Here is a 26,885-nt window from a genome sequence, read left to right on the forward strand (position 1 = left end):
AGAAAAAAAAGAGCGACATTAATTGTCGCTCTTTTTTTAAGGCTCAAAAAGCCTTTATAATAGGAATCTATTTTAAAACAATAGTCGATCTACCCATGATTGCATTATCAGAATATAAGAGCACAGTATAAGCTCCTTTGATAAACTTATCTCCTTTCCAATACAACGAATATTCTTCTCCATTATTTGTGAAATCTAAAGTATGTTTAAAAGTATATTGTAATTTTTCACCGTGAACAAAAAAGGTATTATCCTCTTGATTGACAATTAAATTACCTTGTGGGTCAATAATTCGAATAAAAATATCTTTATTCCCTAACTTCGCTAATGTATTATCAGCAATAGTAAAATTAACACCCAGTTTATCAATTCTTTTTGCTTTTTCCTCAACTTCTACTTTGTTATTTCTTTTTTCTTGTAAACCATACACAGTTATATTAGAAACCTTGAGTGCAGCTGCGGCATTTACTTTTGAAGTTAATGTATTATTGGAACTCTCTAATACTGAAATTTTACTGGAAGATTCTGAGACTTCGGTTTGCAATGCATTATTCTTTTCTGCTAATATTTTATTCTCCTGAATAAGGCGATCGACGTCTAAACTAAAGTATGCTACTTGACTTTTTAAAGTGCTGATCGTCGATTGAGCACGATCTATTTCTGTTTGCGTTAATTCTTTCTTGGCTAGTTTAGTTCTTAAATCGATTATTTTAGTTCTAGCATCGTGTTCTTTTTCTATTAAAGATGGAGATAATTGAATATTATCATTCTTCATTTTATCCAATTCAGCCTCGATACGATCTATTTCAACTTCAAGATTTTCCTTTTCAACTGTAAGTGCGTATACTTTCTCTCCAGAAGATTTAAATTTAACATAAAAATAAACATTCGTAGCAACTAGCGCAGCGATTGCTATTATAAAAAAATAAACTTTCGATGTATTTTTTTTTATTTCTGGCTGTTTATTTTCTTTTATTAATTCAGTTTCCATTACACTTGAATTCCATTATAATTTGACTACTATTCATAGTACTGTAGATATAATTTACTACATCAAATATTATTCCAAATTCTGATTTTCAGAATATTAATATAATAAAATTGAATCTTTATTCAAAATAATTCAAAATTTGAAAGCTCCCATTTTTTAAGTATTCTTCTTTTCGCATCATTTGCAAATCTGACTGCACCATCTCTGTAATCAACATAGCTAAATCATATTTAGGTTTCCATCCTAATTTTGTTTGTGCCTTTGTTGGGTCGCCAATTAACAATTCTACTTCAGTAGGGCGATAATATGCTGGATCGACTCTAACAACAGTCTGTCCAAATTTAATATGCTCTTTATCAATATTCAGCTCCGCTAACCGATCTTCATCAACATCAATGATTACTCCTTTTTCCATCTCACCTTTACCACTAAATTCAACCTCTATACCTAACTCAGCAAAGCTCAGCCTGACAAAGTTGCGTACAGAAGTCGCAACTCCCGTTGCAATGACATAGTCCGCTGGAATGTCTTGTTGTAGAATAAGCCACATTGCCTCTACATAATCCTTCGCATGTCCCCAATCTCGTTGGGCAGATAAGTTTCCTAAATATAATTTGTCTTGTAAACCCAATGCAATCTTAGCTACTCCCCTTGTTATTTTTCGAGTAACAAATGTTTCTCCACGTGAGGGACTTTCATGATTAAACAAAATGCCATTACATGCATACATGTTATAAGCCTCGCGATAATTGACCGTAATCCAATAATCATACATCTTTGCAACAGCATAAGGACTACGTGGATAAAAAGGAGTTCGCTCACGCTGAGGGACTTCTTGTACCATTCCATAAAGTTCGGATGTAGAAGCTTGGTAAATGCGACATTTTTTCATCATCCCTAACAAACGCACAGCTTCTAAAATACGTAATGTTCCTAATCCATCTACATTAGCAGTATATTCAGCCATATCAAAACTCACTTTTACATGAGATTGAGCTGCCAAATTATAGATTTCATCAGGTTGTATCTCTTGAATAACACGAATTAAATTGGTTGAGTCTGTTAAATCTCCAAAATGTAATTTTAAATTACAAGAATCTGTATGAAGATCTTGGTACAAATGATCAATCTGACCTGTATTAAAAAGAGAACTTCTTCTTTTCAATCCATGTACAACATATCCTTTTTTAAGTAAAAACTCTGCAAGGTATGCTCCATCCTGTCCAGTAATTCCTGTTATTAAGGCTATTTTTGCTTTACTTTCTGACATTGTATCCTATATTTAGACGATTTCGGCATTCGTAGTATCATTAAAGAAATGTAAGAAAATTTAAACAAAAAAAAGCTATAGTTAGAACTATAGCTTTTCTATTTATCAATTACCGATTTTAGTTTACTCTTGCAAAAGTAAATACTAAATAAGCTTCACCATTAGAAATAGTTACAGGCATACGCATAACCAATTTATTAGCATCTGAATAAGATAAATCTAAACGGTAACCTGTTGTCACATTTTTCGCTTTGTCTCCAGCATAGATTTTTTTAAATTGGAATTGAGGTTCTCCATTATTTTTTCCTGGATTATAAATAGACCATACAATATCTCTAGAAGCACCAGGAGCACATAATTTACCATCAGCAGAAAAAGAAATTGTTCCTTTACCATTACTTGGTAAAACCCAAGTACTACCGATAAAACACTCTGCAGGAGCTTCCTCAAAGACAGTCTTTATGGTATAAGTAGATGGTAAATTTTCACGATCAATACTATTTAATCGCCAAGTTCCTTTTACAGATCCCTTCCAATCAGAGGCACTTGGGCCAGTAGACATAGAAGAAGATGAAGAACTAGTTGTTGCTCCTTTTTGTTGCATACTGCATCCAGAAAAAAGAAACAAACCCAACATGATAGTGGAGATAGATAAAAGAACTCGATTCATATTTATTAATTTTATAGTTACTTATTGTATTTTTGTTGTAAATATAACAACAAACTATCATGAAGACATCCAAAAATCATACCATTAGTAAGATTATAGCCAAATCTTTATTGCGTATATTCATTTTGTTTTTGGCCCTTGCTTCCATTCCATTATTAACAAAAAAAGAGTCTCAACCCCATTTAGAGGATAAACATATCGCTTTTCCAAATGAAATGGCAATAGTAGCTCCATCCCTACTGTTTGTGATTTTTATTATCTTATTATTTGTTATGCTTAAAAATAAATATCAAATAGTATATATAAATTGGCAATTCTCTTTATGCACAATATTCCTATTAATCTATTTAATTCTATTGTTTACTCGAATTTATCCTTTAATTAGCTAATATGGTTGTCGCAGATCTTAATGAAATTTATACCTTTGACAACTATTTATAAGGCTAAAAAAGAGATTCAATACACAATGGATAAAAAACTATTTTGGAAAATAATTAAAAATATACTGAAAGTTGTTGTCACAGTAGCTGCGCTTTATTGGGTATTTAGTAAGGTATCTATTCAAGACTTAAAGGACGCAGTATTGAATTCCAATCCCATTTTTCTGTTACTGGCTTTCTTAGCATATGCTATTTCCATTCTAATTTCTTCTTCTCGCCTATTAAGCTTTTTGACTTCAATTGGGTTAAATGTATCTGAAAAATATAATTTCAAACTTTATCAATTAGGGTTATTTTATAATTTATTCTTGCCAGGAGGAGTTGGTGGTGATGGTTATAAGATCTATTTTCTAAGAAAGAAATTTAGCATTAAAGGTCGAAAATTATTGAGTGCATTATTTTTCGACCGATTAAGCGGACTCTGGGCATTATGTTTAATCATCGCCGCTTTAGTTATTTTTATACCTCAATTAGGTATTCCCAATTATTTAACGATAGCTGGTTTTGTCTTAGGAACTATCTTGTACTATTTTTTAATTAGTAAGTTCTTTACAGATTTTAAATCAAGCTTTATTAAAACACACTTGAAGGCGATAGGTGTACAATCTATGCAAGTAGTTTCTGCTATTATGATTCTATATGCTTTGGGGTTTGATGGTAAATTTTCACCTTATTTATTTCTTTTTCTTGCATCGTCATTAGTCGCTATTATACCCTTCTCCGTTGGAGGGTTAGGCATGCGAGAAATGGTATATATATGGGGTGCTAATTTCTTTCATCTAGATCCGCATCTTGCCGTATTAATTAGTTTATTATTTTATATTATTTCTGCATTAATGGCCTTAACAGGTTCGTATTATATTTTTCACCCTTCGGCTTTAGGAACCGAGAAATTACCATCGGTAAAAGAGGTGGAAGAATCACAAACGGAAGATTAACTCAAAAATTATGGCAAATATTGTAATAACAGGAGCTAGTAGTGGAATTGGATTTGAAGCTGTACTTGATCTTACAGCAAAAAAAGAAAATAATGTCATCGCATTGGCTCGTTCGGCAGATAAATTAAAGAAATTACATGAAATCGCATCAGACTTAAATTTTGATGGAGGTAATCTTTATCCGGCACAGTTTGATATTGTATATGATGATTACCAAACTTTAATACCTTTTATTAAGTCAAAGTTTGACCAAGTAGATATTTTAATCAATAACGCCGGTATATTGATTAATAAACCCTTCATGGAAAGCACATTGGAAGAAATCGCTTCTATGTATCAAACAAATGTCCTAGGACATGCCAGCATGATCCAACACATCGTCCCTCTCATGCCCAAAGGTTCACATATACTCAATATTGGAAGTATGGGTGGAGTCCAAGGATCGTCTAAATTCCCTGGTTTAGCAGCATATTCATCCAGTAAAGCAGCATTAGCTGTATTAACAGAATGTCTAGCTGAAGAATTCAAGGATAAAGGAATTCGTGTCAATTGCCTTGCTTTGGGTTCTGCACAGACCGAGATGTTTGAAGAGGCATTTCCTGGAGTAGAAGCTGGGAAATTAGCTTTTGAAATGGGAAGATATATTGCTGAATTTGCTCAAAATGGACATCAGTACTATAATGGTAAAATATTACCAGTTGCTCTGACAACTCCATAAAAAATAACAATTGAAAGGGCTCTAAAGAGCCCTTTCTTATAAACCAATGTGTTCACTTTTATTATCTTTTGGCCCATCTTTACTGATTGCCTTTGGATTATTTTTCACGTAATGCCAACTTATTTTATCTTCTAATTGTTTTCCTCCCTTAGAAGCTTTTACCTCAATGATATTGTCGCCTTCCTTCAATTTTATATCTTGAAAGATATAATGTACATCCGTTTCTCCCATAACAAAATTCTTGATCTCAATACCGTTAACAAATAAGCTAGGAGGTCCAATGTTAGAATAAACAGTTACTGGTGTTATCTCATTCGCTCGTTCAACAACTCGACGCTGTGTCAGATACAATACTGGTTCTTTACTCCAGTTTGCTTTGTACCAATAAAATGGATCCTTTTTCAGTTTTCGATCAAAAGTTACTAAGCCTTTAAAATTTCTTGGTTCCACATTTAATGCAGTTATTGGTGTTGCAAAGTCAAAAGTATTCCAAAGATAAGACGCTAAGAAAATCGGATGTTTCTTAATTGTTCCCCAATGTATCTCATGAAATTTTGTTGAGAACTCTTCTGGAAAAAATGCAGGGTTAGCCCATTGATTTCCCACATCTCCAACAATCTCTTGTTGATGACTAAGATTGGCTTCTGCTCCATATTCTGAAAAGATAATTTTATAATCTTTAAAGTCTTTTGAAATCTGGTCTGCCCACTTATCAACGTCACGAATAACACCATTATACCATCCGAAATAATGATTGATCCCTTGCACATCTGCATTGTTGTTAACAGCATGATCAATAACATTGTAACCACTTACTTGTGCTGTGTAACGATATGGGTCTTCCGTCTTCGCCAAGTCATTCAATTTGGTTGTCAGTTCAATCGTATATGCGTTCGGAGTATACACTTCGTTATGCAATCCCCAAATATAAATCGCAGGATGATTATAATTCTGTCTGATCAATTCTGTCAGCTGCTGCTTCGCATTTGCCTCTTCTAATGTTGTAACCCGATTAACAAATGGAATTTCCGCCCATACAATAAACCCTATACTATCACATTTGGAATAAAAATAATCAGATTGTTGATAATGTGCTAACCGGATAGTCGTGGCTCCAATCTCTTTAATAATAGCCAGATCTTCATCATGATCAGCATTTGATAAAGCAGAACCTTTTCCCCAACGATCCTGATGACGTGTTACGCCATACATGGGGTATTTAATATCATTCAAAAAGAATCCTTCTCCTGTCCTTAATTCAAACTTACGTAATCCTAGTGGTTGGACTACTTCATCTAATATGTTGTTGTCAGCAACAACTTGGGTCACAACTTTATACAAATAAGGATCGTCTAGGCCTTGCCATAAATGCGGATTTTTTATAAAAACATCTTGAATTACTTCTTGTCTTCCTTGTGGCAATAACTTATAAGCTGTAGATTGCTTTGTTTTAACGTTACCATTTCTTTCATAAATCGTTGAAACAACCTGTATGTTCTTGGCATCATGATTTTTATTTTCCAATTTTACTTTTAGACTTATAAGTGCATTTTTTTTATCCACCTCTTTTTGACTAATGAAAAGTCCAGAAGAAGCATAATCAGATACTGCAATATTGACTTTTTCTGTCACAATAAGCTCTACTGGACGATAAATTCCCCCATACATAGGGAATAAAGTATGGTTAACAGGAATTACCTGTGGAGTTGCTTCGTTATTCACTTTCACAAGAATCTCGTTTTCAATACCATATTTCAACATATTAGTCAATTCTAATACAAATGCGGCGTACCCCCCTTGATGCCTTCCTACAATTTGATAATTTCCATTTACTCGAGAGCCATCATAACTTAGATTTTCTTTTTCTTTTTTTGCTGATAATGGTGTATTATTGATATAAACTTCTGCATTGGTATTTACGCCTTCAAATTTTATGAATATGCGTTTACCATCCCAAGATGACAGTGGAATAAATGTTTTACGATAATATGCATCGCCAACATAAAACTTTTCATTAGAAGTAAACCGATCATTCCGGACTTGCATATCTTTTGCATTCCAAGTATGAGGAACAGTAATCGCTTGCCAATTACCAGAAAAAATATTCCCATACTGTAAAACATCTGTCGTAAAAGGTCCTTTTTTAAAAGCCCAGTCTTTGTTAAAAGGGATAACTTCTCTAGCAAATACTATTGAAGTTATAATAGTTAAGAAAGTTAAGGTAATGAATGCCTTGAAATTCATAATAGAAAAAATAAAGGTTTGTTAAACAGTTTCATCCATAAAAAATATGGCTGCGTGCAATAACAAAGATAAAAACCTATTTGAATTCAGAAGAAATGCTTTTCCATATAAGCGCTTACACAACGGGGATTATGAGCAAAATAAAAGCCTTATACATTCTTAAAATGCTATTTACAACGTTATCGTATTTTTAAATGATGTCACTTAAATAATACAGTGCTATGTTCTAAAAACAGCTATTTAGTTGAGGTTTTAATCCAATTCACCAAATCTACCAAAAGCTCATCATTTATGGTTTCTTTAATATTTGCATACTCTGAAACGGCACCAGTTGTCGCTTTTTGGAATAAATGATTCAATCCTTGATATTCCTTCAAAACGGTTCTTGAGTTTGGAGGTAAATTAGATTTCAAGCTCTTCAGATTTTCCCTTGCAGGCACCTGCACGTCTAAACTTCCAAATGCTGCATACACAGGAATTTTTATTTTCTTGATAAAGGGAATAGGATCTATGCGCATGAAATAACGGTAAGAGGGTAATAAAAGTGTTTCTACATCTAATTTACTTGCCGAATTCATCTGATTTGGATCCATGTTCATATTCTTAAGAATCATAGCCATTGCTTCTTGGTTAGGACGATTACTTTTAACGATCTCGAAATTTTTTCTATTGATCTTCATCGCTTGACTCAAAGCATCTTCGGTCATACCTCCAACTTTTCCAATTGTATATAATTGAGAGACCATTAAAGAATCGATCGGAATTGCAGGTCCTGCCAAAGAAATAATGAAAGAAAGCCCTGGTAATTTTTGTCCCGCTAACAACTCCGCAATTAAACCTCCTTCACTATGACCGATAATACCAACTTTCGTAAGATCCACGTTGGGTCTTTTTTTTAGAAAATCCAAAGCAGCCATGGCATCCTTACTAAAATTTTCAATCGTTGCATCAATAAAACTTCCTTTTGAAAGTCCGACACCACGATCATCGTACCGAAGAACAACAATATTATTTTTTGTCAAATAGTCCGCTAATACCCGAAAAGGCTCATGTCCCATTAACGCCTCATTTCGATCTTGAGGACCGCTCCCAGACACCAGAATAACTGCAGGAAATTTTCCTTTTTGTTTAGGACTAGTTAACGTTCCACTTAATTGAACATTATCATATTTATTTCTAAAACTAACATCTACAGTATCGTAATTGTAAGGTGGTTTTACCTGTTGGGATCTAACCAATTTTGGTTGATTGACAATTTCGTCTGTTTTTTCAAGATCTAACTTTGTTTTAAAGCTTCCTTGTTGAAACTCTCCTCCTATTAGATTCGCATTTTCTAATTTGCCTATATAGTTTATACCCCCTTCGATCATTACTTCGATTCCGTTGCCTGTTACCTTCGCTTGGGCAGGAATACCAAATGCTCCCTGATCAGGACTATCTGCTGTTGCTTTCCAAATTGCGTTCTGTTCGTTTAGATGAATAACAAAAGTTAAGCTTGAATTTCCGACTTTCAAGTTCCCTTTCCAGTTTCCAACAAAAGTTTGCGAAAAACTTGTTCCTGCACTTATCAAAAACAAAACTATACTAACAATATATTTAACCATCATAGATAATAAGGTATAAAAATAGAAGCTAATGCCTCTAGTACAAAAACAATGATAATAATTAGTAGTCCATGATACCCCTTTTTACTGTTGACTGATATGCGAAATCCTTTGATCAACAGATAGAAAAAATAAATAAGCAACAGAAGTATAATTATCACTCCCAAAAACAACATTAATAGATCGCTTTTATCAATCATACTGCCAGATTGTGTATTAACAACATTTTTCGCTATCATGTCCGCTATGGGATTTAGCCAAGCATTGGTATTTAACAAGGCCATGCAATAAATAGCTGTCCGAGCGATCAAAACGGTAATCAACAGATCTAAGAAACGTGCTCTTGGATTTAAAATTTTACCAAATACATATAAAACCAAGGATAACAAGATCGTATTTAGTGTGTTTTGATAAAATAACTGCAATAATGTTGCCGAATTTGATTTGAAACTCATAATACCAGGATATGAGCCGCCCAAGAAATAAGCAGCAAAAGTTCCTATCAAAAAGGCAATAAGACCAACAACAATCAATCTTAGCTCTGATAAATTGTCAAATGGATTTTCAACTATTTTATAAATTTTCATACCCTAGAATATCCTTATTTATTTTCTCAACTATATTTTCTAATTCATCTCTTTTTTGCGTACCGATTAAGAGTTTGGAACCATCCTTGAATATTAACTGCAAACCCTGTTTTCCTTTTGTGTTATAAGCTTTACCTTCACTCCCATTACGATACCCCCACCCCCCATAATCTCCTATAGGATTATAGTCCCTTACATATATCTTTCCAATTTCTGTCCATGGAATTATCTTACTTTTCAACAAAAAAGGAAAAAATTGAATGTTGATGCCTTCGGTATTTATTGTAGTTTTTAATCTGATCACTGAAAATAGAGCAATAATACAGAAGACTATCCAAAAACCAGGATTGAGGCTAAATTGACTAAAATTGCCTCTCGACCACTCTGCCCATTTAAAATTTAATGTTGAGAGTAATAGAAACACCATTAGCAATATCATCCACCAAGTCCAAAATGATTGTTTTTCTTGAAAATTCATACTATTCTATATTTTTTAACATACGTAATTTGTGAATGAGATCATCCAGCTTATTTCTTACAGTTGGGTAACTTTTACCTAATTGGTTAGCCATTTCTTTGAGACTTCCCGAATTCAATAAAAATTCTAGCACAAATTCTTGTTCATCTAACCCTAATTGCGTCCAAATAGGTAAGGAAAATTTACCTATCACTTCTGTATCACAAGACTCACAAGTCAGTTTGCTGACGACCAATTTTGAATCACAGCTTGGACATGTATTTGGAAACTTTTTCATATTTCATTTAATATAAACATAATTAAACAAAAACTAAATTTTATGAAAACAAATATTAATAATATTAAAAACGACTCTCATCAATTAATATCTGTAAAGTATTTTTAATAATTATATTTGCTGTAAATAATTACTAGATTTAAATATGAAGAAGATTATTGGATTTATTCTGACACCTATTTTTTATTTCTGTTTTGGCTTATGTTTATTAATTTTTCATCCTATTCAATGGTTGAGTTTGAAACTAGGTGGATATTCAGCCCATAAGAAGAGTGTTGATATTCTCAATTTTTTTCTCACCTATTGTAATTGTTTGTTATTGAATAGTGTTACTTTCATTGATAACAAAAGTATTCCAACAGGCCAACCAGTTATCTTTGTAGCGAACCATCAAAGTACTTTTGATATTCCTGCTATGATTTATTTTCTCAGAAGATTTCATGGTAAATTTATCTCCAAGATAGAGTTGGCAAGTGGTATTCCCAGTATTTCATTCAATTTGAAACATGGTGGAGCAGCAAATATTGATCGTAAAGACTCTAAGCAGTCTATTGGAGAAATTCTAAAACTTGCCAATAATATGAAGACTAAAAATTGGTCTGCTTTTATTTTTCCCGAAGGTACCCGTACACGAGATGGAAAAATGAAATCTTTTCAATTGGGAGGAATTGCCACTTTATTGAAGAAAAACCCAAATGCTCTAATTGTTCCCATAGCAATTAATGGATCATATGAAATGATTAAATACGGTTCATTCCCTTTTAATACTTTTGTTAAAATGAGCTGGGAGGTGTTAGATCCTATTGATAAGACGGATAAAACGTTAGAAGAAATCGTATTAGAGGCAGAACAAAAGATACGAGCAAAGGTAAAAAATGGCTAAACTATTTTACCTGTCTACCCTTCCAATCATACTTTCCAATATTTCCTAAAATTCCTATATAAACAAGATAGATGATATGTAAGGCCGAAAGAAATGGTAGATATCTCATCAATTCTTCTCGATTTGCAAATTTAGCTAGCGGTTGAATGAATAAATATTCAACGATCATTTTTATGACTAGAAGAACTAAAAAAGTAAAAAGGTAGTCATAATGATAAAATAACCCTAACACAAAACAAGTAAGCATACAGAAATTAAAAAGCCAAATCGTAATACCTAAGGCTACTACAGCTTTGTTTTTATATTTCGTGCTTTTGGATGCCCAACGTTTTCTTTGACTAATAAAAGACGCTAGTGTAGGTTTAGCATCCGTGTAAACAACAGCCTCTGTTGATTTACAAAATCCTATTTTATGTGGGTATTTCTCTGCGACTTTATGTAAGAATAGTTCGTCATCCCCCGAGGCCAGTTCATCAATTCCAGTAAACCCCCCCATCTCAAAAAAGATATCTTTACGGTAGGCTAAATTAGCACCATTACAAGTTGTTGGGTTTTTATTACCTATACCAGCTGCCCCTAGGCCAATTAAATATAAAAATTCCAATGTTTGAATACGCTCAAAGTAAGACTTCTCTTCTGAATAAATAACTGGTGATGATAATAGAAACAAGTCTTGTGTTTCAAAATAGCTAACGACTGTCCTTAACCAATTTTTACCCATTCTACAATCAGCATCTGTAGTGATAATAATGCTACCCGTACAAATATCTATCGCTTTCGCAATGGCTAATTTTTTATACGAATTCAATTTATTACTCTCATTCAATTGTAGTAATTGAACACCTCGATCAGCATACGATAAAACGATATTACTTGTGTTGTCTGTTGAATGATCATCTATGATGATTAATTCCAATAATTCGGATGGAAAATCTTGTTGCAGAACTGACTCAATTGTTCGTGCTATCCCCTCCTCCTCATTACGAGCAGCAATAATAATAGAAACACGTTTTGTAGGTTGATAATTAGAAATTATAGTCGGTATTTCAAACCAACCTTTACGCATGTACAGAACCAAAGCGACATAGGCTATTGCCAATATGATCGTAAAAAAATTAAGACTTAGAATCACCGAAAAAATTTATTTTCAAAACAAAAACCGAACCTAAAACAGCCGGAAGTATCAAATTCACAAACCAGATGCAAGAAACAATAGCCATTACTGCCAATTCTTGATTCGTAATATAACTATACAAATTACCTGCTACAAAACTTCTTACACTAAAATCAAAAATATCCAGCGTCGGTAATGCAGCTTGTACAAAGAAAAGTATAAATATCATCAAAATCATTGCCACAAATGGTAATTGAGGAAGAATAACCAACATGAGAATGATATACTGAGAAGTAAAGATGATAAATCGTGCTAACGAAATTAAAATAACGATCAGCAATTCTTTAAAAGAGTATTCTTCTAAAATAGAAAAGAAGGGCTTGATCCGTTTCAAAAATTTAATACGTCCTACTAATGAATCAATCCAATTAACATTAAAATAGAGTATTAAAAATCCAGAAGCATACAAAACAGCCAATAGCCAGATACCAAATTCAATAGAAAGCGGAGTATCCAGATAGGTACAAGCAAACCAAGCAATGCTTAAGGAACCGGCAATACTTGTTAATACCAGCTGTGCAAATAACCCCACACCCATACCCACTGCACCTTTTGCGCGATTTTCAGGCTTTAAAAATAAAACCCTTCCTCCATATTCACCTATTCTATTTGGTGTAAATATAGCCCATGTAAGTCCGCAAAAAACAGACTGAAAGGCAGTCCAGAAAGATATTCTTTCGATTCTACGCGATAAATATTGCCATTTAAAAACTTCAAGAATCCAATTGATCAACATTAAGGTAACAATCAGACCCAATGTCGACCAAAGATAATGAGGATCAATACCGTCTATTAAAGTCTTAAATTTCAGTAGATTATTGGGGTCTGACAATTGCTGATAAATGTACCAGCCAGCAAACAGCAAGACCGCCATTTTAATCAATATACCACTATATTTTTTTTGAGCTTTTGTCAGCATTCCTCAATTTTGAACACAATGTTACTAAATTTTAGGCAAAGCTAAAGCTAATTTATGGCATTCCTATAATCCAAATTAGCCTGATTTCTTTATTGAAGTCGAATAAAAAATGTAATATTGTACATGCAGAAGGAGAAAGCGAAAGAACGAATTATTTTAGGTATTGACCCAGGAACAGTTGTTTTAGGTTATGGAGTTATCTGTGAACAAGGTAACAACATTAGCCTCATCACCATGGGGGTTGTCAAAATGGGACATCTGGATGATCATGCACTTAAACTACAGCGTATCTTCAAAAAAACTGCTGCACTCATTGAAGAATACAAACCTGATAGCGTTGCATTAGAGGCACCATTTTATGGTAAAAATATTCAAGTAATGCTTAAATTAGGCCGAGCACAAGGAGTAGCTATGGCTGCGGCATTAAATTATGATATCCCAATCTTTGAATATGCTCCAAGAAAAATCAAGCAGTCTGTCACAGGAAATGGAAATGCAACAAAGGAACAAGTTGCAGGCATGCTCAAGACGTTATTAAAATTTAATGAAAGCCCTGAGTTCTTAGATGCCACAGATGGATTAGCTGTGGCTGTTTGTCATTCCTTTCAAAAAAATGCAACCTCAGGAACTAATAAAAGTTATACTGGATGGAGTGCATTTGTAAAAGATAACGAAAAAAGAATCAAATAGCGCTATAACTGTACTTGTCTAATCACATTTTTAACATTCAATTCTACAATATCAGTCATAGTTTTGCATTTTAAATACTGTTCACTTTCATGAGAGATAGCATATGCCTCCCGCAATTGCTTAATATTTTCGTCAGTAGATAATTGCTGCGTTTTTGATGCATCTCTTAGATCAGCTATTCTATGTTTTTCACTTCGCACACGATGTACAATAGATGAACGCTCCTCCTGTTGGTACTGTAGCACTGTTTTATCTGTCAAATGCTCCATGGAAAGTTTTACATATGGAAGATTCTCTTTAAAAAATTGAGGCATATATACCTTCGGATTTCCCTCATAAAACTGTTGATCGAAATCAATGGCACGAATTCGGAATTGAAAATCATCAAAATCAGGGGTTATTTGCACCACAAAATTATAGGCTCGCATATCTCCCAATAAGCTAATAATACAGCGTTCATTGAATTTAACAAATTCTTTCGATATCCGAGTTAGATTATAGTCCGGTGTATACATCCGTTGCTTTGCAAACGTATCACCAGGGATACCAACAATATGTTCTTCTACCAATGTTTCATGATCGACCATATAGTTGACTTGATTAGGAGATAAGATTTCCTCCAATTCCAATCCATATATGCGCGATGCATCTGCTTGTTTGATGTAGAAATAATCATAAACATCATTCAATCGATTCACAATACGAATACGAAAAGGTCTTGTATTTCCAAAAGCACAATACTCTACTCTGTCAATATATTTATGCTGCACAATTCTTGTATTACCAGAAGCCTTCAATTTTGCATAAATAACTTTCAATCCCTCATAAAGATGATCAATTAAATATGGAGGATACAATGGTGTTTCCCAAAATGTATCATTTCCATATTTATCCAATACTGGTATCGTTTCCGTAAAAGAGAGCAGATCTTTATACGTAATCGGAAGTTTTGCGTCACGTTGATAGAGACGTAGATATTTATGCAAGCCTTCTCCAACTGTAAAAATGGGCTTCTTTCTCGAAATTTTAACGTCTTCTATTTCCATGAATTACATATTAATGATAAAAAAGCTGGCAATAATTTAAATCACATATTAAAATTGTTATTAAAATACCACATTAACAATATGTATCTAAAATTTTTACTAAATTTACATACATAAACCAACAAATCTTAGTATTTTTGAAAAATTTAAAATTTTATCTTGTATTTTGATTTGACTAAAAATCAATAGCACAGATTAATTTAATAAAAAATAACAGCACATTTAATGGAAAATAACTATTCTAATTACGATTTAGACAATCTTGATATTCAGATATTATCAATTTTGATGAATGATGCGTCTATTCCTTACACAGAAATAGCAAAAAAATTAATTGTATCTGGAGGAACCATTCATGTTCGCATGAAAAAAATGGAAGAATTGGGTATTATTAAAGGATCCAATTTAATCATTAACCCTCAAAAAGTAGGTTTTGACATTACAGCTTTTTTAGGTATATATCTAGAAAAAGGATCGCAATATTCTGATGCTGTTTCACAGTTAAAAGAAATTAAAGAAGTTGTTGAATTGCATTATTGCACAGGACAATACAGTATTTTTGCTAAAATCATCTGCCGTGATACCGTACATCTCAGAAAAGTATTGAATGAAGACATTCAGTCTGTTCAAGGAATCCAACGAACAGAAACCATCATATCGCTTGAAGAAAGCATCAAGAGACAAATTAGCTTAGTTTAATTTTAAAACTATTAAACAGAAAAAGGCAAAATAAATTTTGCCTTTTTCTGTTTATACTATTTTTTCTAATATACTAATGTAATCATCTATTCCGTTTCCGATTTCATCTATATAAATAAATTCATCGGCCATATGGGAACGACCCGAATACCCAGGACCCAATTTGACAGAAGGAATTCTCAACAAAGCCTGATCACTCATTGTTGGAGATCCATAGGACTTTTTACCTAAACTCAAACCTGCTAAAACAAATGGATGATCCTCTGGAATATGAGAGGAGTTTAAACGTATAGAGCGTGCTCTGACATCTGATTTAACATGCTGCTTTATGATCGCTAACGTTTCTTCGTTCGTATAAGCATCCGTTGTTCTGACATCCACCACATAATCACATGTAGCGGGTACAACATTATGCTGAGAACCAGCATGAATCATGGTAACAGACATTTTAATGGAACCTAACACCTTAGACTCGCGATCAAATTGGAATGTGCGAAACCATTCAATATCTTGAATAGCCTTATATAAGGCATTTTCCCCTTCATCTCGTGCTGCATGTCCCGCTGTTCCAAGCGCAGTGCAATCCAAGACCATTAACCCTTTCTCAGCAATAGCGAGATCCATCAAAGTTGGTTCGCCTACAATAGCAAAATCCAATGGCCCTAATTCGGATAAAATGGATTCAATACCATTAATCCCTGAAACCTCTTCTTCTGCACTGGCAGCTAAACAAAAATTATAATTTAAATCTGTGCGATCGTAAAAATGGAGAAATGCAGCTATTAAAGAAACTAAACATCCACCAGCATCGTTACTACCTAAACCAAAAAGTTTCCCTTCCTCTATATCTGCTGAAAATGGATCTCGAGTATAACCTGTATTGGGTTTTACCGTATCGTGGTGAGAATTTAATAAGATTGTAGGCTTTTTTGCATCATAATACTGATTATACGCCCAAACATTATTACCTTTTCTATAAGATTTGACATTCTTTTTATCCAAGAACTGCACAATCAGATCAGCGGTCAAATGTTCTTCTCTACTCAAAGACGAAATAGTAATTAAAGCTTTCAATAGCTCTAAACTCTCTTCAAATAATTGAATATGTTTACTCATTATATAAACCTCCCGCTTTTTTTGCTGACAATTTAACGCCTTTTATAAAAGCAGAGCTAAAACCGTTATGTTCCATTTCATTCAAACCCGCAATCGTACATCCTTTTGGAGAAGTTACCTTATCAATTTCACTCTCCGGATGAGCTTGTGTTTGCAATAACAAATCAGCAGCTCCTTTTGCTGTCTGAACAGCCATTTTTAAAGCGTCATGTGCATGGAATCCAATCTCTACACCACCTTGAGATGCTGCGCGAATTGCTCTTAAGAAAAAAGCGATACCACAAGCGCAAAGTGCAGTTGCGGATGTCATTAAATCTTCATTAATCACAACAACTGAGCCCACAGTCTCAAACATCACTTCTACCTCTTTAACATCATCCGATGATGAACTATCTGTTGCTATACAAGTCATAGATTGACCAATTGCAATAGCAGTATTAGGCATTGCCCTCACAACGGAAACATCTTGGCCTAATACCTCTTTAATATCAACACAACTAACCCCAGAAACAACGGAAACAAAAATTTGATTAGAACTCTTCACTACCGGAGCAATTTCTTCTAGGACTTTACGTAGCTGTTGAGGTAAAATTGCTAAAACAACAATATCTGCCTGCTCTACAGCTAGCAAGTTATTATCTGTTACGACAAATCCAGCTTGGTTTTCTTGATCCAATGACTTGATATTACGTCTTGTTAGGGTAATTTGATCAGCCGCACAAAATTCTTTTTTTACTAATCCTTTTGCTAACGATAAACCAATATTTCCTGTTCCGATAATGGTAATTCTTTTCATAATTTGAAGTTCTATTTTAAGGTCAAACACGTACCAAATTGTCCTTGTTGGAACAAGTGCAAATTATTGGCATGACCAATATACACATTCCGAACGCCTTTTTGTATAGCATCAAAGGCATTTTGCAATTTTGGAATCATACCATCGTGAATAATCCCATCTTTCTTTAGTTTAGGAAATTCAGCTGCATGAATAGAATTAATAACAGAATTCTCATCATTTACATCTTTCAATACCCCATTTTTTTCAAAACAGTAGACTAAAGAAGTGTCATACAAAGATGATAAACCAACAGCTAAGGCAGAAGCTATCGTATCTGCGTTCGTATTTAGAAGTTGACCTAAGCCATTATGTGTAATCGCTGAGAATACAGGTACGAACCCTGCCTCCAAAAATTTCTTTATAGAAGCAGTATTAACAGAATCATGCAAAATATCACCAACAAAACCATAGTCGATATCTTTTACAGGACGTTTTATCGCTTTAATTGTATCTCCGTCGGCGCCTGTTAGCCCAATTGCATCACATTTCAAAACTTGAAGCTTAGCAACAATGTTTTTATTTGTCAAACCAGCATATACCATGGTAACAACACGCAACATCGCTTCGTCAGTAATCCTTCTTCCTTCGACCAATTTTGCCTCCAATCCCAAATCTGATGCTAGGCGAGTTGCAATTTTTCCCCCTCCGTGAACGAGTATTTTCTTACCTGGCAATGCGGCAAATTTCTCCAAAAATGAATTTAATAATTGTTCATCATCGATAATATTTCCACCTATCTTAATAATATTCAGGCCACTATTTGACATCTTTCTCTCTAATTCTTCCAAAATAATCTATTTATTACCTAAATCTTATTTAGCTAAGCTCTCTAGCATACGCTTCAAGACAACTTGCGCTGCCCAAACACGATTACTTGCTTCTTTAATGACTAAAGAATTTGGACCATCCAAAATCTCAGATGACAATTCTAAATCTCTTCTAACAGGTAAACAATGCATAATTTTCGCATTATTTGTTAATGCTAGTTTTTTGTTATCAATTAACCAGTTTTCCGAAACTGGGTAAACCTCGCCATACTCTTGATAAGAAGACCAGTTCTTTACATAAACAAAGTCCGCATCTTTAATACTATCATCGAGGTTGTGAGAGATTTTCGCTCCGTTTGTAAATTCTTCTGATAACTCATATCCAGCAGGATGAGCAATTGTAAAATCAACTAATCCTTCTGATTGCGCTTGGCACATCCACTCAGAAAATGAATTCGGAACCGCTTGCGGTAAAGCTTTTACATGAGGAGCCCAAGCTAAAACAACTTTAGGTATTTTCACTGTTTTATGTTCAGTTATTGTGATGATATCTGTCAAACTTTGTAAAGGGTGACGAGTTGCACTTTCTAAAGAAACAACTGGAACAGCACAATAAGTCATAAACTTATTAAACAGATCCTCGGAATAATCTTCTTCTCTATCTTTCAATGTAGGAAAGGAGCGTAAACCTAAGATATCACAATATTCACCCATAACGGCTGCAGCTTCTCGAATGTGTTCAACAGTTGTACCATTCATCACTATACCATCTTTCGTTTCTAAAGCCCAACCTTCCTTATCCATATTGATGACCATGACATTCATCCCTAAATTCATGGCCGCTTTTTGAGTACTTAGACGTGTACGTAAACTTGGATTTAAGAAGACTAAACCTAACGTTTTATGTTTTCCTAAATTCGGTAACGCATAAGGATTCGCTTTCAACTCCAATGCTTCTTTCACTACCTCTGAAACATTAGCAACGTCTTTAACTGAAAAGAATTTTTTCATATATCTATCTAATTCAATATTAACCTTTCAATCGATCAGCAAAAGCTGTTAAAAATTGATCAGCCATTTCTTTGGCCATATTTAAAGCTGGTAATAAACGGATAACAGTAGGCTTTGCTTCCCCTGTAAATATTCTATTTTTAGCTAATAAATCCTTCCTTATATATCCAAGTTCAGCAGGTAAGTCAATACCTATCATTAATCCCCTACCACGAACCTCTGTCACCTGATCAAACTTCTTAAGTTCTTCAATTAAATAAGAACCAACTTCTGCAGCATTTTGAATTAAATTATCTTGTTTGATTACTTCGAGTACAGCTACTGCTGCAGCGCAAGCGAGATGATTACCACCAAAAGTAGTTCCCAACATACCATAAGAAGCTACAAATTTTGGAGCTATACTGATTCCTCCAATTGGAAAACCATTGCCCATACCTTTTGCCATCGTATAGATATCCGCTGAAATGCCTGCATAATCATGTGAATAGAAGTCTCCAGATCGTCCATAACCACATTGTACAGAATCTGCAATAAACACCGAATTATATTGATCACAGAGAGAACGAATTAATTTCAAAAAAGCGACAGATGCCTCACGAATACCACCTACCCCTTGAATTCCCTCTATAATAACAGATGAAATCTCTTCGCCATAAGCATGAAAAGCATCTGTTAAAGCCTCTTCATCATTAAAGGGTAGAAATACAACATGATCTGTTTCATTAACTGGCGCAACAATACTTGGGTTATCTGTACAAGCGACAGCCAACGAAGTCCTTCCATGAAAAGATTTAGAAAATGCAATAATTTTCTTTCTTTTATTATAAAAGGAAGCTAATTTCAATGCATTTTCATTAGCCTCCGCTCCGGAGTTACATAAAAACAAATGATAATCCTCTTTCTTAGATACCTCACCTAACAATCGGGCTAATTCACGTTGGATAGGAATTTCAACAGAATTTGAATAAAAACCGATGCGGTTTAATTGTTCTGTTACTCGTTGAACATAGTGTGGGTGCGTATGACCAATTGAAATCACAGCATGACCACCATATAAATCCAAGAAAGCATTTCCTTCGGCATCCCACACCGTTGAGCCCTGTGCTCTTACTATGTTAATTGGATTAATGGGATAAACGTTAAATAAGTCCATTGATAATGAATAAATAATTAAATGAGAAACATATATCCAATATGCTCTACAAATATAGCTAAGTCTAACCAAAAACTAGCTAAAAACAAAAAAAGCCTATCATGAAAATGATAGGCTTTATATCTAAAAAACTTAAGAAATTAATCTTTGTTTTCCTCTTCAGTAGCAGGTGCCTCTGTTTCAGCAGGAGCCTCCTCTGTAGTTTCAGCCTTCTTTTTAGAAGTACCACGACGACGAGTAGCTTTTTTCTCTGTAGCAGCTTTAGCACCGTAGATTTCATTGTAGTCTACCAATTCGATGAATGCCATTTCAGCATTATCACCTAAACGATTTTCCATTTTGATAATACGTGTATAACCACCTGGACGGTTAGCTACTTTTTCCGAAATTTCACGGAATAAAATAGTAACAGCATCTTTATCTTTCAAGTAAGCGAAAACAGTACGACGAGAGTGAGTCGTATCGTTTTTAGATTTAGTAATCAAAGGCTCAACATATTTACGTAAAGCTTTAGCTTTTGCTAAAGTCGTTGTAATACGTTTGTGTTTTACTAATGACGTTGCCATGTTAGCTAACATTGCCTTTCTATGGCTGTCAGTACGACCTAAGTGATTTACTTTTTTTCCGTGTCTCATTTTAATTTAATTTTAATGTACATACCGTCTCTTCTCAGAGGGAATTATGTACAAGTCGCTTATTTAATATATTAATCTTCGTCTAATTTATACTTAGACAAGTTCATTCCGAATGATAAACCTTTCGATTTAACCAATTCTTGAATTTCGCTTAATGATTTTTTACCGAAGTTTCTGAATTTCAACATATCTGCAACATCGTAAGTAACGAGTTCAGACAATGAACGAATATCAGCAGCTTTCAAACAGTTCAATGCACGAACTGAAAGGTCTAAGTCTACTAATTCCATTTTCAAAATTTTACGCATATGTAAAATTTCTTCATCAACAACTTTAGTTTCTTCTTTTGTTTGAGACTCAAGAAGCATATTCTCATCTGAGAACAAGATAAAGTGTTGAATTAAGATCTTAGCAGCTTCTTTTAAAGCTTCTTCTGGATGAATTGAACCATCTGTAGAAATATCTAACAATAATTTCTCATAGTCAGTTTTTTGTTCTACACGGTAGTTTTCAATGGTAAATTTAACATTCTTAATCGGAGTAAAGATTGAATCAATCGCGATTAATCCTACAGGACCATCAACGACCTTATTCTCATCAGCATTTACATAACCACGACCCTTAGCTACACTCAATTCTACCTCAATAGTAACTGAGTTATCCATATTACAGATAACTAAATCAGGATTTAAGACTGTAAAGTTGTTTGAGAATTTTGTGATATCACCCGCTGAGAATTGCTCTTGACCATTGATTACTACAAATATCTTTTCGCTATCACCTTGATCACCAGTTTTTTGAAAACGAACTTGTTTCAAATTCAAAATGATCTCCGTAACGTCTTCAACTACACCTTTGATAGTTGAAAATTCGTGCGAAACGCCTGAAAACCTTATCGACGTAATTGCATATCCTTCTAATGAGGACAATAAAATACGGCGCAAAGCATTACCAATGGTTACACCAAAACCAGGCTCCAATGGACGAAATTCGAACGTACCATCAAAATCTGTAGATTTTTGCATGATAACTTTATCCGGTCTTTGAAATGCTAAAATTGCCATTTATTTCTTTTTAAAGTTTTTGTAATAATACTTGCAATACAATAGAATATGCATAATCCAAATTTGAACTATGCATATCACTACTTTATTTATTATTTAGAGTATAACTCTACGATTAAGTTCTCTTTGATATTCTCAGGAATGTCAGATCTTTCAGGGTAACTTAAGAAAGTACCTGTAAGTTCTTTTGCATTCCACTCTAACCATGAGTATTTGTTGATAATTCTACCAGCAACTGAATCAGTGATTGTTTCTAGAGTTTGAGAACGCTCACGAACAGCGACTACATCACCAGGACGTAAGCTATATGAAGGAATGTTAACTAATTCTCCGTTAACAGTAATGTGTTTGTGCGATACTAACTGACGAGCAGCAGAACGCGTAGGGGCAATACCTAAACGGTAAACCGTGTTATCTAAACGAGCTTCTAATAATTTTAAGAAGATCTCCCCTGTAATACCTTGTTTTGAGGCAGCTTTATCAAACAAATTAGCGAATTGACGCTCTAACACCCCGTAAGTGTATTTTGCTTTTTGCTTTTCTAACAACTGAATAGCGTATTCAGATTGTTTACCTCTGCGTTTAGATGCTCCATGTTGTCCAGGAGGATAATTTTTTTTCTCTAACGCTTTATCTGGGCCGAAAATCGGCTCTCTAAATTTACGGGCAATTTTGGACTTAGGTCCTGTATATCTAGCCATTTTTTTTCTCTTAAAGTATCTATTAGCCTGTAGCTAATGAATCTTATCTTTAACTTAATTAAACTCTTCTACGTTTTGGAGGACGACAACCGTTGTGAGGAAGTGGAGTGATATCTTTGATAGTAGTCACGTCAATTCCAACAGTTTGTAATGTTCTGATTGCTGACTCACGTCCAGCACCAGGTCCTTTTACGAATACTTCTACTTTACGTAGACCTAAATCATAGGCAACTTTACCACAGTCATTTGCTGCTTGTCCTGCTGCGTACGGAGTATTCTTTTTAGACCCTCTAAAACCCATTTTCCCAGCACTTGACCAAGAAATAGTTTGACCTTGATTATTAGTCAAAGTTACAATGATGTTATTAAACGTAGCGTTGATGTGTGCTTGGCCAATTGGCTCAATGACAACAATACGTTTTTTTGCAGCTTTTTTACTTTTAGCCATTTCTTAATTTTTATTTAGTAGCCTTTTTCTTGTTTGCAACTGTCTTACGTTTACCCTTACGAGTACGAGAGTTGTTTTTAGTGCGTTGACCACGAACTGGTAAATGCTTACGATGACGTAATCCACGGTAACAACCGATATCCATTAAACGTTTAATGTTCAATTGAATTTCTGAACGTAAAGCACCTTCTACCTTCATTTCATCAGAAATTAAGGTACGAATTGCTGCTAACTGCTCATCATTCCAATCTTGAACTTTAATGTCATGACTGATTCCCGCCTTATCTAAGATAAGCTCCGCTGTTGGACGACCGATACCAAAAATGTAGGTAAGGCCGATAACACCTCTTTTGTTTTTAGGTAAGTCAATACCTGCTATCCTTGCCATATTTATATTTAGCGATTATTTTTAATTAATTAGCCCTGACGTTGTTTGTACTTAGGGTTCTTTTTGTTGATTACAAAAACTTTTCCTTTACGACGAATGATCTTACAATCCGCGCTACGTTTTTTTATTGATGCTCTTACTTTCATGATATTTAATATTTTCAAAAGCTTGCACTATCAGACAATCAATCCGTTATTTATAACGGTAAGTGATTCGTCCTTTAGTCAAATCATAAGGAGACATTTCTAATTTAACTTTATCCCCAGGTAAAATTTTGATATAGTGCATCCGCATTTTACCAGAAATATGAGCGATAATTTCATGCCCATTTTCCAATTCTACCCGAAACATAGCATTAGAAAGCGCCTCTCTAATTATTCCATCTTGTTCTATTGAGGCTTGTTTAGCCATATATTCTTGATTATTATTTTGTTAAATAGCCTGCAAACAGGAGTGCAAAGATATATAAAATAATTGAAAACCAATTACTTTTTACCTAAAACTTTCTCTACGTGTTCAAATGTCAACAACACATCGGGCTCGCCTTTACGAATAGCGACCATTTGTTCGAAGTGTGCTGACAGTTTACCATCAACGGTACTTACTGTCCATCCATCATCCCAAAACTTCACACCTGCCTTACCTCCATTGATCATGGGTTCTATACAAATGACTAATCCAGGTTCTAATTTGGCTCCAGAACCACGTTTACCGTAGTTAGGAATCTCTGGCTTCTCATGTAAATGAAAACCCACACCATGTCCTACTAATTCACGTACGATCCCAAAACCATATTTTGAAACATGTTCTTGAATGGCAGACCCAATATCACCTACTCGCTTTCCAGCGACAGCTTGTTCTATACCTTTATACATAGACTCTTTTGTTACGTCCAGTAACAACTGAGCATCTTCGGATATATTTCCTACTCCAAAGGTATAAGCTGAATCACTGATGAAACCATTTAGGTTCACTCCACCATCTACCGATACAAGATCTCCATCTTTGATCACATAATCACTCGGAAATCCGTGAACAATCTGGTCGTTTACAGAAATACAAAGTGAGTAAGGGAATCCATGATAATTAAGAAACGCTGGCGTTCCTCCGTTATCATGGATAAACTCATAAGCTAATTTATCAAGAGATAAAGTGGTAATACCAGGTTTAATCACCTTAGCAACTTCACCAAGCAATTGCGAGAGCACATTTGCTGACAATCGCACTTGCTCTATATCTTCCTCTGATTTATAATATACTTTAGACATCTAAAGAATTTAAATTGCCGACTGATCTACACCTTCAACTGACGCAGGTGTTCTACCTTTAATGCGACCAGTTTTCATTAACCCGTCATAATGACGCATCAATAAGTGGCTTTCAATTTGTTGCAAAGTATCCAACACAACACCTACCAAAATCAATAAAGACGTACCTCCGTAGAAGTGTGCAAATTGATTATTAATACCAAATAAACTTGCAATAGCAGGTAATATAGCAATGATCGCAAGGAAAATTGCGCCAGGGAATGTGATATTTGAAATCACGCGATCGATAAAGTTACTTGTTTCTAGACCTGGTTTAATACCCGGAACAAATCCTCCATTTTTCTTCATATCGTCAGACATCTGCTGAGGATTAACCATAATAGCTGTGTAGAAAAATGTAAATGCTATAATTAAGATAGCAAAAGTTACATTATAAGCAACAGATGTATAGTTACTCAACGAGGTTAAGAAATCTGATTGAAGATTAGGGAAGAACTGTCCTAAACTCATTGGCACAAACATAATTGCTTGCGCGAAAATGATTGGCATTACGCCAGCAGCATTTACCTTTAAAGGAATATACTGTCTAACACCACCGACTTGTTTATTTCCAACAATTTTCTTTGCATATTGAACTGGAATTTTACGTACACCTTGTACAATTAAAATTGTAAATACAACAACAAAGAATAATGCTAAAAACTCAAGCAACAATGGAATTGGTCCACCACCACCTTTACTCATACGTGATACCCACTCCGCGGTAATACCACTTGGCAATTGTGCGATAATACCAGTCATAATGATCAAAGAGATACCATTACCAATACCTTTATCAGTAATTTTCTCTCCTAGCCACATTACAAACAAAGTACCCGCCGTCAAAACTATTGCAGTAAGAATAGTGAACATAGGATCTGCCAACGTTTTTGATGCAGGCTCAATTTGAGTTCTTACATACGCAAACGCTTGAAGCAAAGTAATCGCTAAAGTTAAATAGCGCGTAATTTGATTCATTTTAGTTCGACCACTTTCACCCTCTTTCTGCATTTTTTGGAAATAAGGAACCGCGATGCCCAATAATTGAACAACGATAGATGCCGAAATATATGGCATTACCCCTAATGCAAAGATCGCTGAACGAGAGAATGATCCCCCCGCAAACATATCTAGCAAACCAAGTAATCCTTCTTTTTGACCAGAAGCCAAAGCCTGAGGATTAACTCCAGGTAATACAATATGACATCCAATACGGTAAATCAGAAGAAATAGTAACGTATTTAAGATACGTGTACGTAAATCATCTATTTTCCAAATATTGGTTAAGGTTGTGATTAGTTTCTTCATTTATTAAAGTTTAACGATAGAACCGCCTGCTGCTTCAATAGCTTTTTGAGCAGAAGCCGAGAACGCATGCGCTGTAACTTCAACTTTTGCTTTCAACTCACCACGACCCAAGATTTTCACCTTGTCTTTTTTAGCTACTAATCCATGAGCAACTAATTCTTCTAAGTTTACAGCTGTCAAATTGTGTTTCTCTATTAATTCTTGCAAAGCATCTAAGTTTACACCATTATACTCTACACGATTTAAGTTTTTGAAACCAAATTTAGGCACACGACGTTGCAAAGGCATTTGACCACCTTCAAAACCGATTTTTGTACTGTTACCAGAACGAGAACCAGCTCCTTTGTGACCACGTGTAGAAGTACCACCGCGGCCAGAACCTGTACCACGACCAATACGTTTACTACTTTTTACCGAACCTTTTGCAGGTCTTAAATTACTTAAGTTCATTTTAAAACTAAATTATGTTAGGCCTTCGCTTTCACTAAACAGGTCCTAACGATTAAAAAATTGATTAATAA

31 protein-coding genes are annotated in these 26,885 nt (G+C 34.4%); 5 read left to right on the plus strand and 26 right to left on the minus strand.

Annotation, left to right across the window (positions count from 1 at the left end; genetic code table 11):
• Window positions 1-67 precede the first annotated feature (67 nt).
• The 3 genes from LZQ00_RS14195 to LZQ00_RS14205 all read right to left on the minus strand — a co-directional run bounded on the left by LZQ00_RS14195 (window position 68) and on the right by LZQ00_RS14205 (window position 2,931).
• Window positions 68-991: a hypothetical protein gene (locus LZQ00_RS14195; RefSeq protein ID WP_234509934.1), complete on the minus strand. Its 924-nt coding sequence runs from the start codon at window positions 989-991 to the stop codon at window positions 68-70.
• 118 nt (window positions 992-1,109) lie between these two features.
• A complete protein-coding gene (gene gmd / locus LZQ00_RS14200; RefSeq protein WP_234509935.1) occupies window positions 1,110-2,261 on the minus strand; it encodes a GDP-mannose 4,6-dehydratase in 1,152 nt (383 codons plus the stop codon).
• A 118-nt stretch (window positions 2,262-2,379) separates the two neighbouring features.
• A complete protein-coding gene (locus LZQ00_RS14205) occupies window positions 2,380-2,931 on the minus strand; it encodes a lipocalin family protein (RefSeq protein ID WP_234509936.1) in 552 nt (183 codons plus the stop codon).
• Between the two features lie 466 nt (window positions 2,932-3,397).
• On the opposite strand from LZQ00_RS14205, the gene LZQ00_RS14210 reads away from it, so the two are divergent.
• Entirely contained in the window at window positions 3,398-4,309 is a 912-nt protein-coding gene (locus LZQ00_RS14210; RefSeq protein ID WP_234509937.1) for a lysylphosphatidylglycerol synthase transmembrane domain-containing protein, read from the plus strand.
• A 10-nt stretch (window positions 4,310-4,319) separates the two neighbouring features.
• Complete coding sequence (locus tag LZQ00_RS14215) at window positions 4,320-5,027, plus strand: SDR family NAD(P)-dependent oxidoreductase (RefSeq protein WP_234509938.1); 708 nt, start codon at window positions 4,320-4,322, stop codon at window positions 5,025-5,027.
• Between the two features lie 36 nt (window positions 5,028-5,063).
• On the opposite strand, the gene LZQ00_RS14220 is transcribed toward LZQ00_RS14215, so the two are convergent.
• The 5 genes from LZQ00_RS14220 to LZQ00_RS14240 form a co-directional block, all read right to left on the minus strand.
• Window positions 5,064-7,271 carry a glycoside hydrolase family 2 protein gene (locus LZQ00_RS14220; protein ID WP_234509939.1) on the minus strand — a complete coding sequence of 736 codons (2,208 nt, stop codon included), beginning with the start codon at window positions 7,269-7,271 and terminating at the stop codon, window positions 5,064-5,066.
• A gap of 236 nt (window positions 7,272-7,507) precedes the next feature.
• On the minus strand, window positions 7,508-8,878 hold the full coding sequence (locus LZQ00_RS14225; RefSeq protein ID WP_234509940.1) for an alpha/beta hydrolase family protein: 1,371 nt from the start codon (window positions 8,876-8,878) through the stop codon (window positions 7,508-7,510).
• Entirely contained in the window at window positions 8,875-9,462 is a 588-nt protein-coding gene (locus LZQ00_RS14230) for a hypothetical protein (protein ID WP_234509941.1), read from the minus strand. Before LZQ00_RS14230 ends, LZQ00_RS14225 begins: the two co-directional genes overlap by 4 nt.
• Window positions 9,449-9,940: a hypothetical protein gene (locus tag LZQ00_RS14235; RefSeq protein WP_234509942.1), complete on the minus strand. Its 492-nt coding sequence runs from the start codon at window positions 9,938-9,940 to the stop codon at window positions 9,449-9,451. The genes LZQ00_RS14230 and LZQ00_RS14235 overlap by 14 nt, the downstream gene beginning before the upstream one ends.
• Window position 9,941: 1 nt before the next feature.
• Entirely contained in the window at window positions 9,942-10,217 is a 276-nt protein-coding gene (locus LZQ00_RS14240) for a DUF2089 family protein (protein WP_234509943.1), read from the minus strand.
• Window positions 10,218-10,362: 145 nt separating this feature from the next.
• On the opposite strand from LZQ00_RS14240, the gene LZQ00_RS14245 reads away from it, so the two are divergent.
• The gene (locus tag LZQ00_RS14245) at window positions 10,363-11,100 is read left to right on the plus strand and encodes a lysophospholipid acyltransferase family protein (protein ID WP_234509944.1); all 738 of its coding nucleotides are present in this window, start codon (window positions 10,363-10,365) and stop codon (window positions 11,098-11,100) included.
• 1 nt (window position 11,101) lies between these two features.
• Here the strand turns inward: LZQ00_RS14245 and LZQ00_RS14250 are convergent, their stop codons facing one another.
• Window positions 11,102-12,199 carry a glycosyltransferase gene (locus tag LZQ00_RS14250; protein WP_234509945.1) on the minus strand — a complete coding sequence of 366 codons (1,098 nt, stop codon included), beginning with the start codon at window positions 12,197-12,199 and terminating at the stop codon, window positions 11,102-11,104.
• A 16-nt stretch (window positions 12,200-12,215) separates the two neighbouring features.
• On the minus strand, window positions 12,216-13,193 hold the full coding sequence (locus LZQ00_RS14255; RefSeq protein ID WP_234509946.1) for a lysylphosphatidylglycerol synthase domain-containing protein: 978 nt from the start codon (window positions 13,191-13,193) through the stop codon (window positions 12,216-12,218).
• A gap of 123 nt (window positions 13,194-13,316) precedes the next feature.
• On the opposite strand from LZQ00_RS14255, the gene ruvC reads away from it, so the two are divergent.
• Window positions 13,317-13,883, plus strand: a complete 567-nt coding sequence (ruvC, locus tag LZQ00_RS14260) for a crossover junction endodeoxyribonuclease RuvC (protein ID WP_234509947.1) — start codon at window positions 13,317-13,319, stop codon at window positions 13,881-13,883.
• 2 nt (window positions 13,884-13,885) lie between these two features.
• Here the strand turns inward: ruvC and LZQ00_RS14265 are convergent, their stop codons facing one another.
• On the minus strand, window positions 13,886-14,929 hold the full coding sequence (locus LZQ00_RS14265; RefSeq protein ID WP_234509948.1) for a hypothetical protein: 1,044 nt from the start codon (window positions 14,927-14,929) through the stop codon (window positions 13,886-13,888).
• Window positions 14,930-15,154: 225 nt separating this feature from the next.
• Here LZQ00_RS14265 and LZQ00_RS14270 point away from each other — a divergent pair, with 225 nt between their 5' ends.
• A complete protein-coding gene (locus LZQ00_RS14270; RefSeq protein ID WP_045754637.1) occupies window positions 15,155-15,628 on the plus strand; it encodes an Lrp/AsnC ligand binding domain-containing protein in 474 nt (157 codons plus the stop codon).
• Between the two features lie 51 nt (window positions 15,629-15,679).
• On the opposite strand, the gene LZQ00_RS14275 is transcribed toward LZQ00_RS14270, so the two are convergent.
• From LZQ00_RS14275 to rplO, 15 genes are all read right to left on the minus strand, one after another.
• Complete coding sequence (locus tag LZQ00_RS14275) at window positions 15,680-16,744, minus strand: M20 family metallo-hydrolase (protein ID WP_234509949.1); 1,065 nt, start codon at window positions 16,742-16,744, stop codon at window positions 15,680-15,682.
• On the minus strand, window positions 16,737-17,540 hold the full coding sequence (gene proC, locus LZQ00_RS14280) for a pyrroline-5-carboxylate reductase (RefSeq protein WP_234509950.1): 804 nt from the start codon (window positions 17,538-17,540) through the stop codon (window positions 16,737-16,739). The genes LZQ00_RS14275 and proC overlap by 8 nt, the downstream gene beginning before the upstream one ends.
• Before the next feature lie 11 nt (window positions 17,541-17,551).
• On the minus strand, window positions 17,552-18,349 hold the full coding sequence (gene argB / locus LZQ00_RS14285; protein WP_234514813.1) for an acetylglutamate kinase: 798 nt from the start codon (window positions 18,347-18,349) through the stop codon (window positions 17,552-17,554).
• Between the two features lie 45 nt (window positions 18,350-18,394).
• Window positions 18,395-19,360 (minus strand): acetylornithine carbamoyltransferase, encoded by a 966-nt coding sequence (locus LZQ00_RS14290; RefSeq protein WP_234509951.1) that lies wholly within the window; start codon window positions 19,358-19,360, stop codon window positions 18,395-18,397.
• 19 nt (window positions 19,361-19,379) lie between these two features.
• Window positions 19,380-20,513 (minus strand): aspartate aminotransferase family protein, encoded by a 1,134-nt coding sequence (locus LZQ00_RS14295; RefSeq protein WP_234509952.1) that lies wholly within the window; start codon window positions 20,511-20,513, stop codon window positions 19,380-19,382.
• A gap of 140 nt (window positions 20,514-20,653) precedes the next feature.
• Entirely contained in the window at window positions 20,654-21,148 is a 495-nt protein-coding gene (rplQ, locus tag LZQ00_RS14300) for a 50S ribosomal protein L17 (protein WP_234509953.1), read from the minus strand.
• Between the two features lie 71 nt (window positions 21,149-21,219).
• Entirely contained in the window at window positions 21,220-22,212 is a 993-nt protein-coding gene (locus LZQ00_RS14305; protein WP_045753992.1) for a DNA-directed RNA polymerase subunit alpha, read from the minus strand.
• A 92-nt stretch (window positions 22,213-22,304) separates the two neighbouring features.
• Window positions 22,305-22,913, minus strand: coding sequence for a 30S ribosomal protein S4 (gene rpsD / locus LZQ00_RS14310; RefSeq protein WP_234509954.1), 609 nt, complete (start codon window positions 22,911-22,913; stop codon window positions 22,305-22,307).
• 58 nt (window positions 22,914-22,971) lie between these two features.
• Window positions 22,972-23,361 (minus strand): 30S ribosomal protein S11, encoded by a 390-nt coding sequence (gene rpsK, locus LZQ00_RS14315; RefSeq protein WP_234509955.1) that lies wholly within the window; start codon window positions 23,359-23,361, stop codon window positions 22,972-22,974.
• A 10-nt stretch (window positions 23,362-23,371) separates the two neighbouring features.
• Window positions 23,372-23,749: a 30S ribosomal protein S13 gene (gene rpsM, locus LZQ00_RS14320; RefSeq protein ID WP_234509956.1), complete on the minus strand. Its 378-nt coding sequence runs from the start codon at window positions 23,747-23,749 to the stop codon at window positions 23,372-23,374.
• Window positions 23,750-23,778: 29 nt separating this feature from the next.
• Window positions 23,779-23,895, minus strand: coding sequence for a 50S ribosomal protein L36 (gene rpmJ, locus LZQ00_RS14325; protein ID WP_038702005.1), 117 nt, complete (start codon window positions 23,893-23,895; stop codon window positions 23,779-23,781).
• 46 nt (window positions 23,896-23,941) lie between these two features.
• Entirely contained in the window at window positions 23,942-24,160 is a 219-nt protein-coding gene (infA, locus tag LZQ00_RS14330) for a translation initiation factor IF-1 (RefSeq protein WP_002997456.1), read from the minus strand.
• Window positions 24,161-24,234: 74 nt separating this feature from the next.
• Complete coding sequence (map, locus tag LZQ00_RS14335; RefSeq protein WP_234509957.1) at window positions 24,235-25,017, minus strand: type I methionyl aminopeptidase; 783 nt, start codon at window positions 25,015-25,017, stop codon at window positions 24,235-24,237.
• A gap of 9 nt (window positions 25,018-25,026) precedes the next feature.
• The gene (gene secY / locus LZQ00_RS14340) at window positions 25,027-26,364 is read right to left on the minus strand and encodes a preprotein translocase subunit SecY (protein WP_234509958.1); all 1,338 of its coding nucleotides are present in this window, start codon (window positions 26,362-26,364) and stop codon (window positions 25,027-25,029) included.
• A gap of 3 nt (window positions 26,365-26,367) precedes the next feature.
• Window positions 26,368-26,814, minus strand: coding sequence for a 50S ribosomal protein L15 (gene rplO / locus LZQ00_RS14345; RefSeq protein ID WP_234509959.1), 447 nt, complete (start codon window positions 26,812-26,814; stop codon window positions 26,368-26,370).
• Window positions 26,815-26,885: the final 71 nt, after the last annotated feature.

The sequence above is a fragment of the Sphingobacterium sp. SRCM116780 genome (assembly GCF_021442025.1).
Lineage (GTDB): Bacteria > Bacteroidota > Bacteroidia > Sphingobacteriales > Sphingobacteriaceae > Sphingobacterium.

Coding starts and splice junctions, on each gene's coding strand:
- rpsD (WP_234509954.1), bottom strand. CDS start 22,913: ATGGCTAGATATACAGGACCTAAGTCCAAAATTGCCCGTAAATTTAGA.
- ruvC (WP_234509947.1), top strand. CDS start 13,317: ATGCAGAAGGAGAAAGCGAAAGAACGAATTATTTTAGGTATTGACCCA.
- map (WP_234509957.1), bottom strand. CDS start 25,017: ATGTCTAAAGTATATTATAAATCAGAGGAAGATATAGAGCAAGTGCGA.
- LZQ00_RS14275 (WP_234509949.1), bottom strand. CDS start 16,744: ATGAGTAAACATATTCAATTATTTGAAGAGAGTTTAGAGCTATTGAAA.
- rplQ (WP_234509953.1), bottom strand. CDS start 21,148: ATGAGACACGGAAAAAAAGTAAATCACTTAGGTCGTACTGACAGCCAT.
- LZQ00_RS14255 (WP_234509946.1), bottom strand. CDS start 13,193: ATGCTGACAAAAGCTCAAAAAAAATATAGTGGTATATTGATTAAAATG.
- infA (WP_002997456.1), bottom strand. CDS start 24,160: ATGGCTAAACAAGCCTCAATAGAACAAGATGGAATAATTAGAGAGGCG.
- LZQ00_RS14210 (WP_234509937.1), top strand. CDS start 3,398: ATGGATAAAAAACTATTTTGGAAAATAATTAAAAATATACTGAAAGTT.
- secY (WP_234509958.1), bottom strand. CDS start 26,364: ATGAAGAAACTAATCACAACCTTAACCAATATTTGGAAAATAGATGAT.
- LZQ00_RS14235 (WP_234509942.1), bottom strand. CDS start 9,940: ATGAATTTTCAAGAAAAACAATCATTTTGGACTTGGTGGATGATATTG.
- LZQ00_RS14195 (WP_234509934.1), bottom strand. CDS start 991: ATGGAAACTGAATTAATAAAAGAAAATAAACAGCCAGAAATAAAAAAA.
- LZQ00_RS14270 (WP_045754637.1), top strand. CDS start 15,155: ATGGAAAATAACTATTCTAATTACGATTTAGACAATCTTGATATTCAG.
- rpsK (WP_234509955.1), bottom strand. CDS start 23,361: ATGGCTAAAAGTAAAAAAGCTGCAAAAAAACGTATTGTTGTCATTGAG.
- LZQ00_RS14220 (WP_234509939.1), bottom strand. CDS start 7,271: ATGAATTTCAAGGCATTCATTACCTTAACTTTCTTAACTATTATAACT.
- LZQ00_RS14245 (WP_234509944.1), top strand. CDS start 10,363: ATGAAGAAGATTATTGGATTTATTCTGACACCTATTTTTTATTTCTGT.
- rplO (WP_234509959.1), bottom strand. CDS start 26,814: ATGAACTTAAGTAATTTAAGACCTGCAAAAGGTTCGGTAAAAAGTAGT.
- LZQ00_RS14240 (WP_234509943.1), bottom strand. CDS start 10,217: ATGAAAAAGTTTCCAAATACATGTCCAAGCTGTGATTCAAAATTGGTC.
- LZQ00_RS14305 (WP_045753992.1), bottom strand. CDS start 22,212: ATGGCAATTTTAGCATTTCAAAGACCGGATAAAGTTATCATGCAAAAA.
- LZQ00_RS14265 (WP_234509948.1), bottom strand. CDS start 14,929: ATGGAAATAGAAGACGTTAAAATTTCGAGAAAGAAGCCCATTTTTACA.
- rpsM (WP_234509956.1), bottom strand. CDS start 23,749: ATGGCAAGGATAGCAGGTATTGACTTACCTAAAAACAAAAGAGGTGTT.
- proC (WP_234509950.1), bottom strand. CDS start 17,540: ATGAAAAGAATTACCATTATCGGAACAGGAAATATTGGTTTATCGTTA.
- LZQ00_RS14230 (WP_234509941.1), bottom strand. CDS start 9,462: ATGAAAATTTATAAAATAGTTGAAAATCCATTTGACAATTTATCAGAG.
- rpmJ (WP_038702005.1), bottom strand. CDS start 23,895: ATGAAAGTAAGAGCATCAATAAAAAAACGTAGCGCGGATTGTAAGATC.
- LZQ00_RS14295 (WP_234509952.1), bottom strand. CDS start 20,513: ATGGACTTATTTAACGTTTATCCCATTAATCCAATTAACATAGTAAGA.
- LZQ00_RS14290 (WP_234509951.1), bottom strand. CDS start 19,360: ATGAAAAAATTCTTTTCAGTTAAAGACGTTGCTAATGTTTCAGAGGTA.
- LZQ00_RS14205 (WP_234509936.1), bottom strand. CDS start 2,931: ATGAATCGAGTTCTTTTATCTATCTCCACTATCATGTTGGGTTTGTTT.
- gmd (WP_234509935.1), bottom strand. CDS start 2,261: ATGTCAGAAAGTAAAGCAAAAATAGCCTTAATAACAGGAATTACTGGA.
- argB (WP_234514813.1), bottom strand. CDS start 18,349: ATGTCAAATAGTGGCCTGAATATTATTAAGATAGGTGGAAATATTATC.
- LZQ00_RS14225 (WP_234509940.1), bottom strand. CDS start 8,878: ATGATGGTTAAATATATTGTTAGTATAGTTTTGTTTTTGATAAGTGCA.
- LZQ00_RS14215 (WP_234509938.1), top strand. CDS start 4,320: ATGGCAAATATTGTAATAACAGGAGCTAGTAGTGGAATTGGATTTGAA.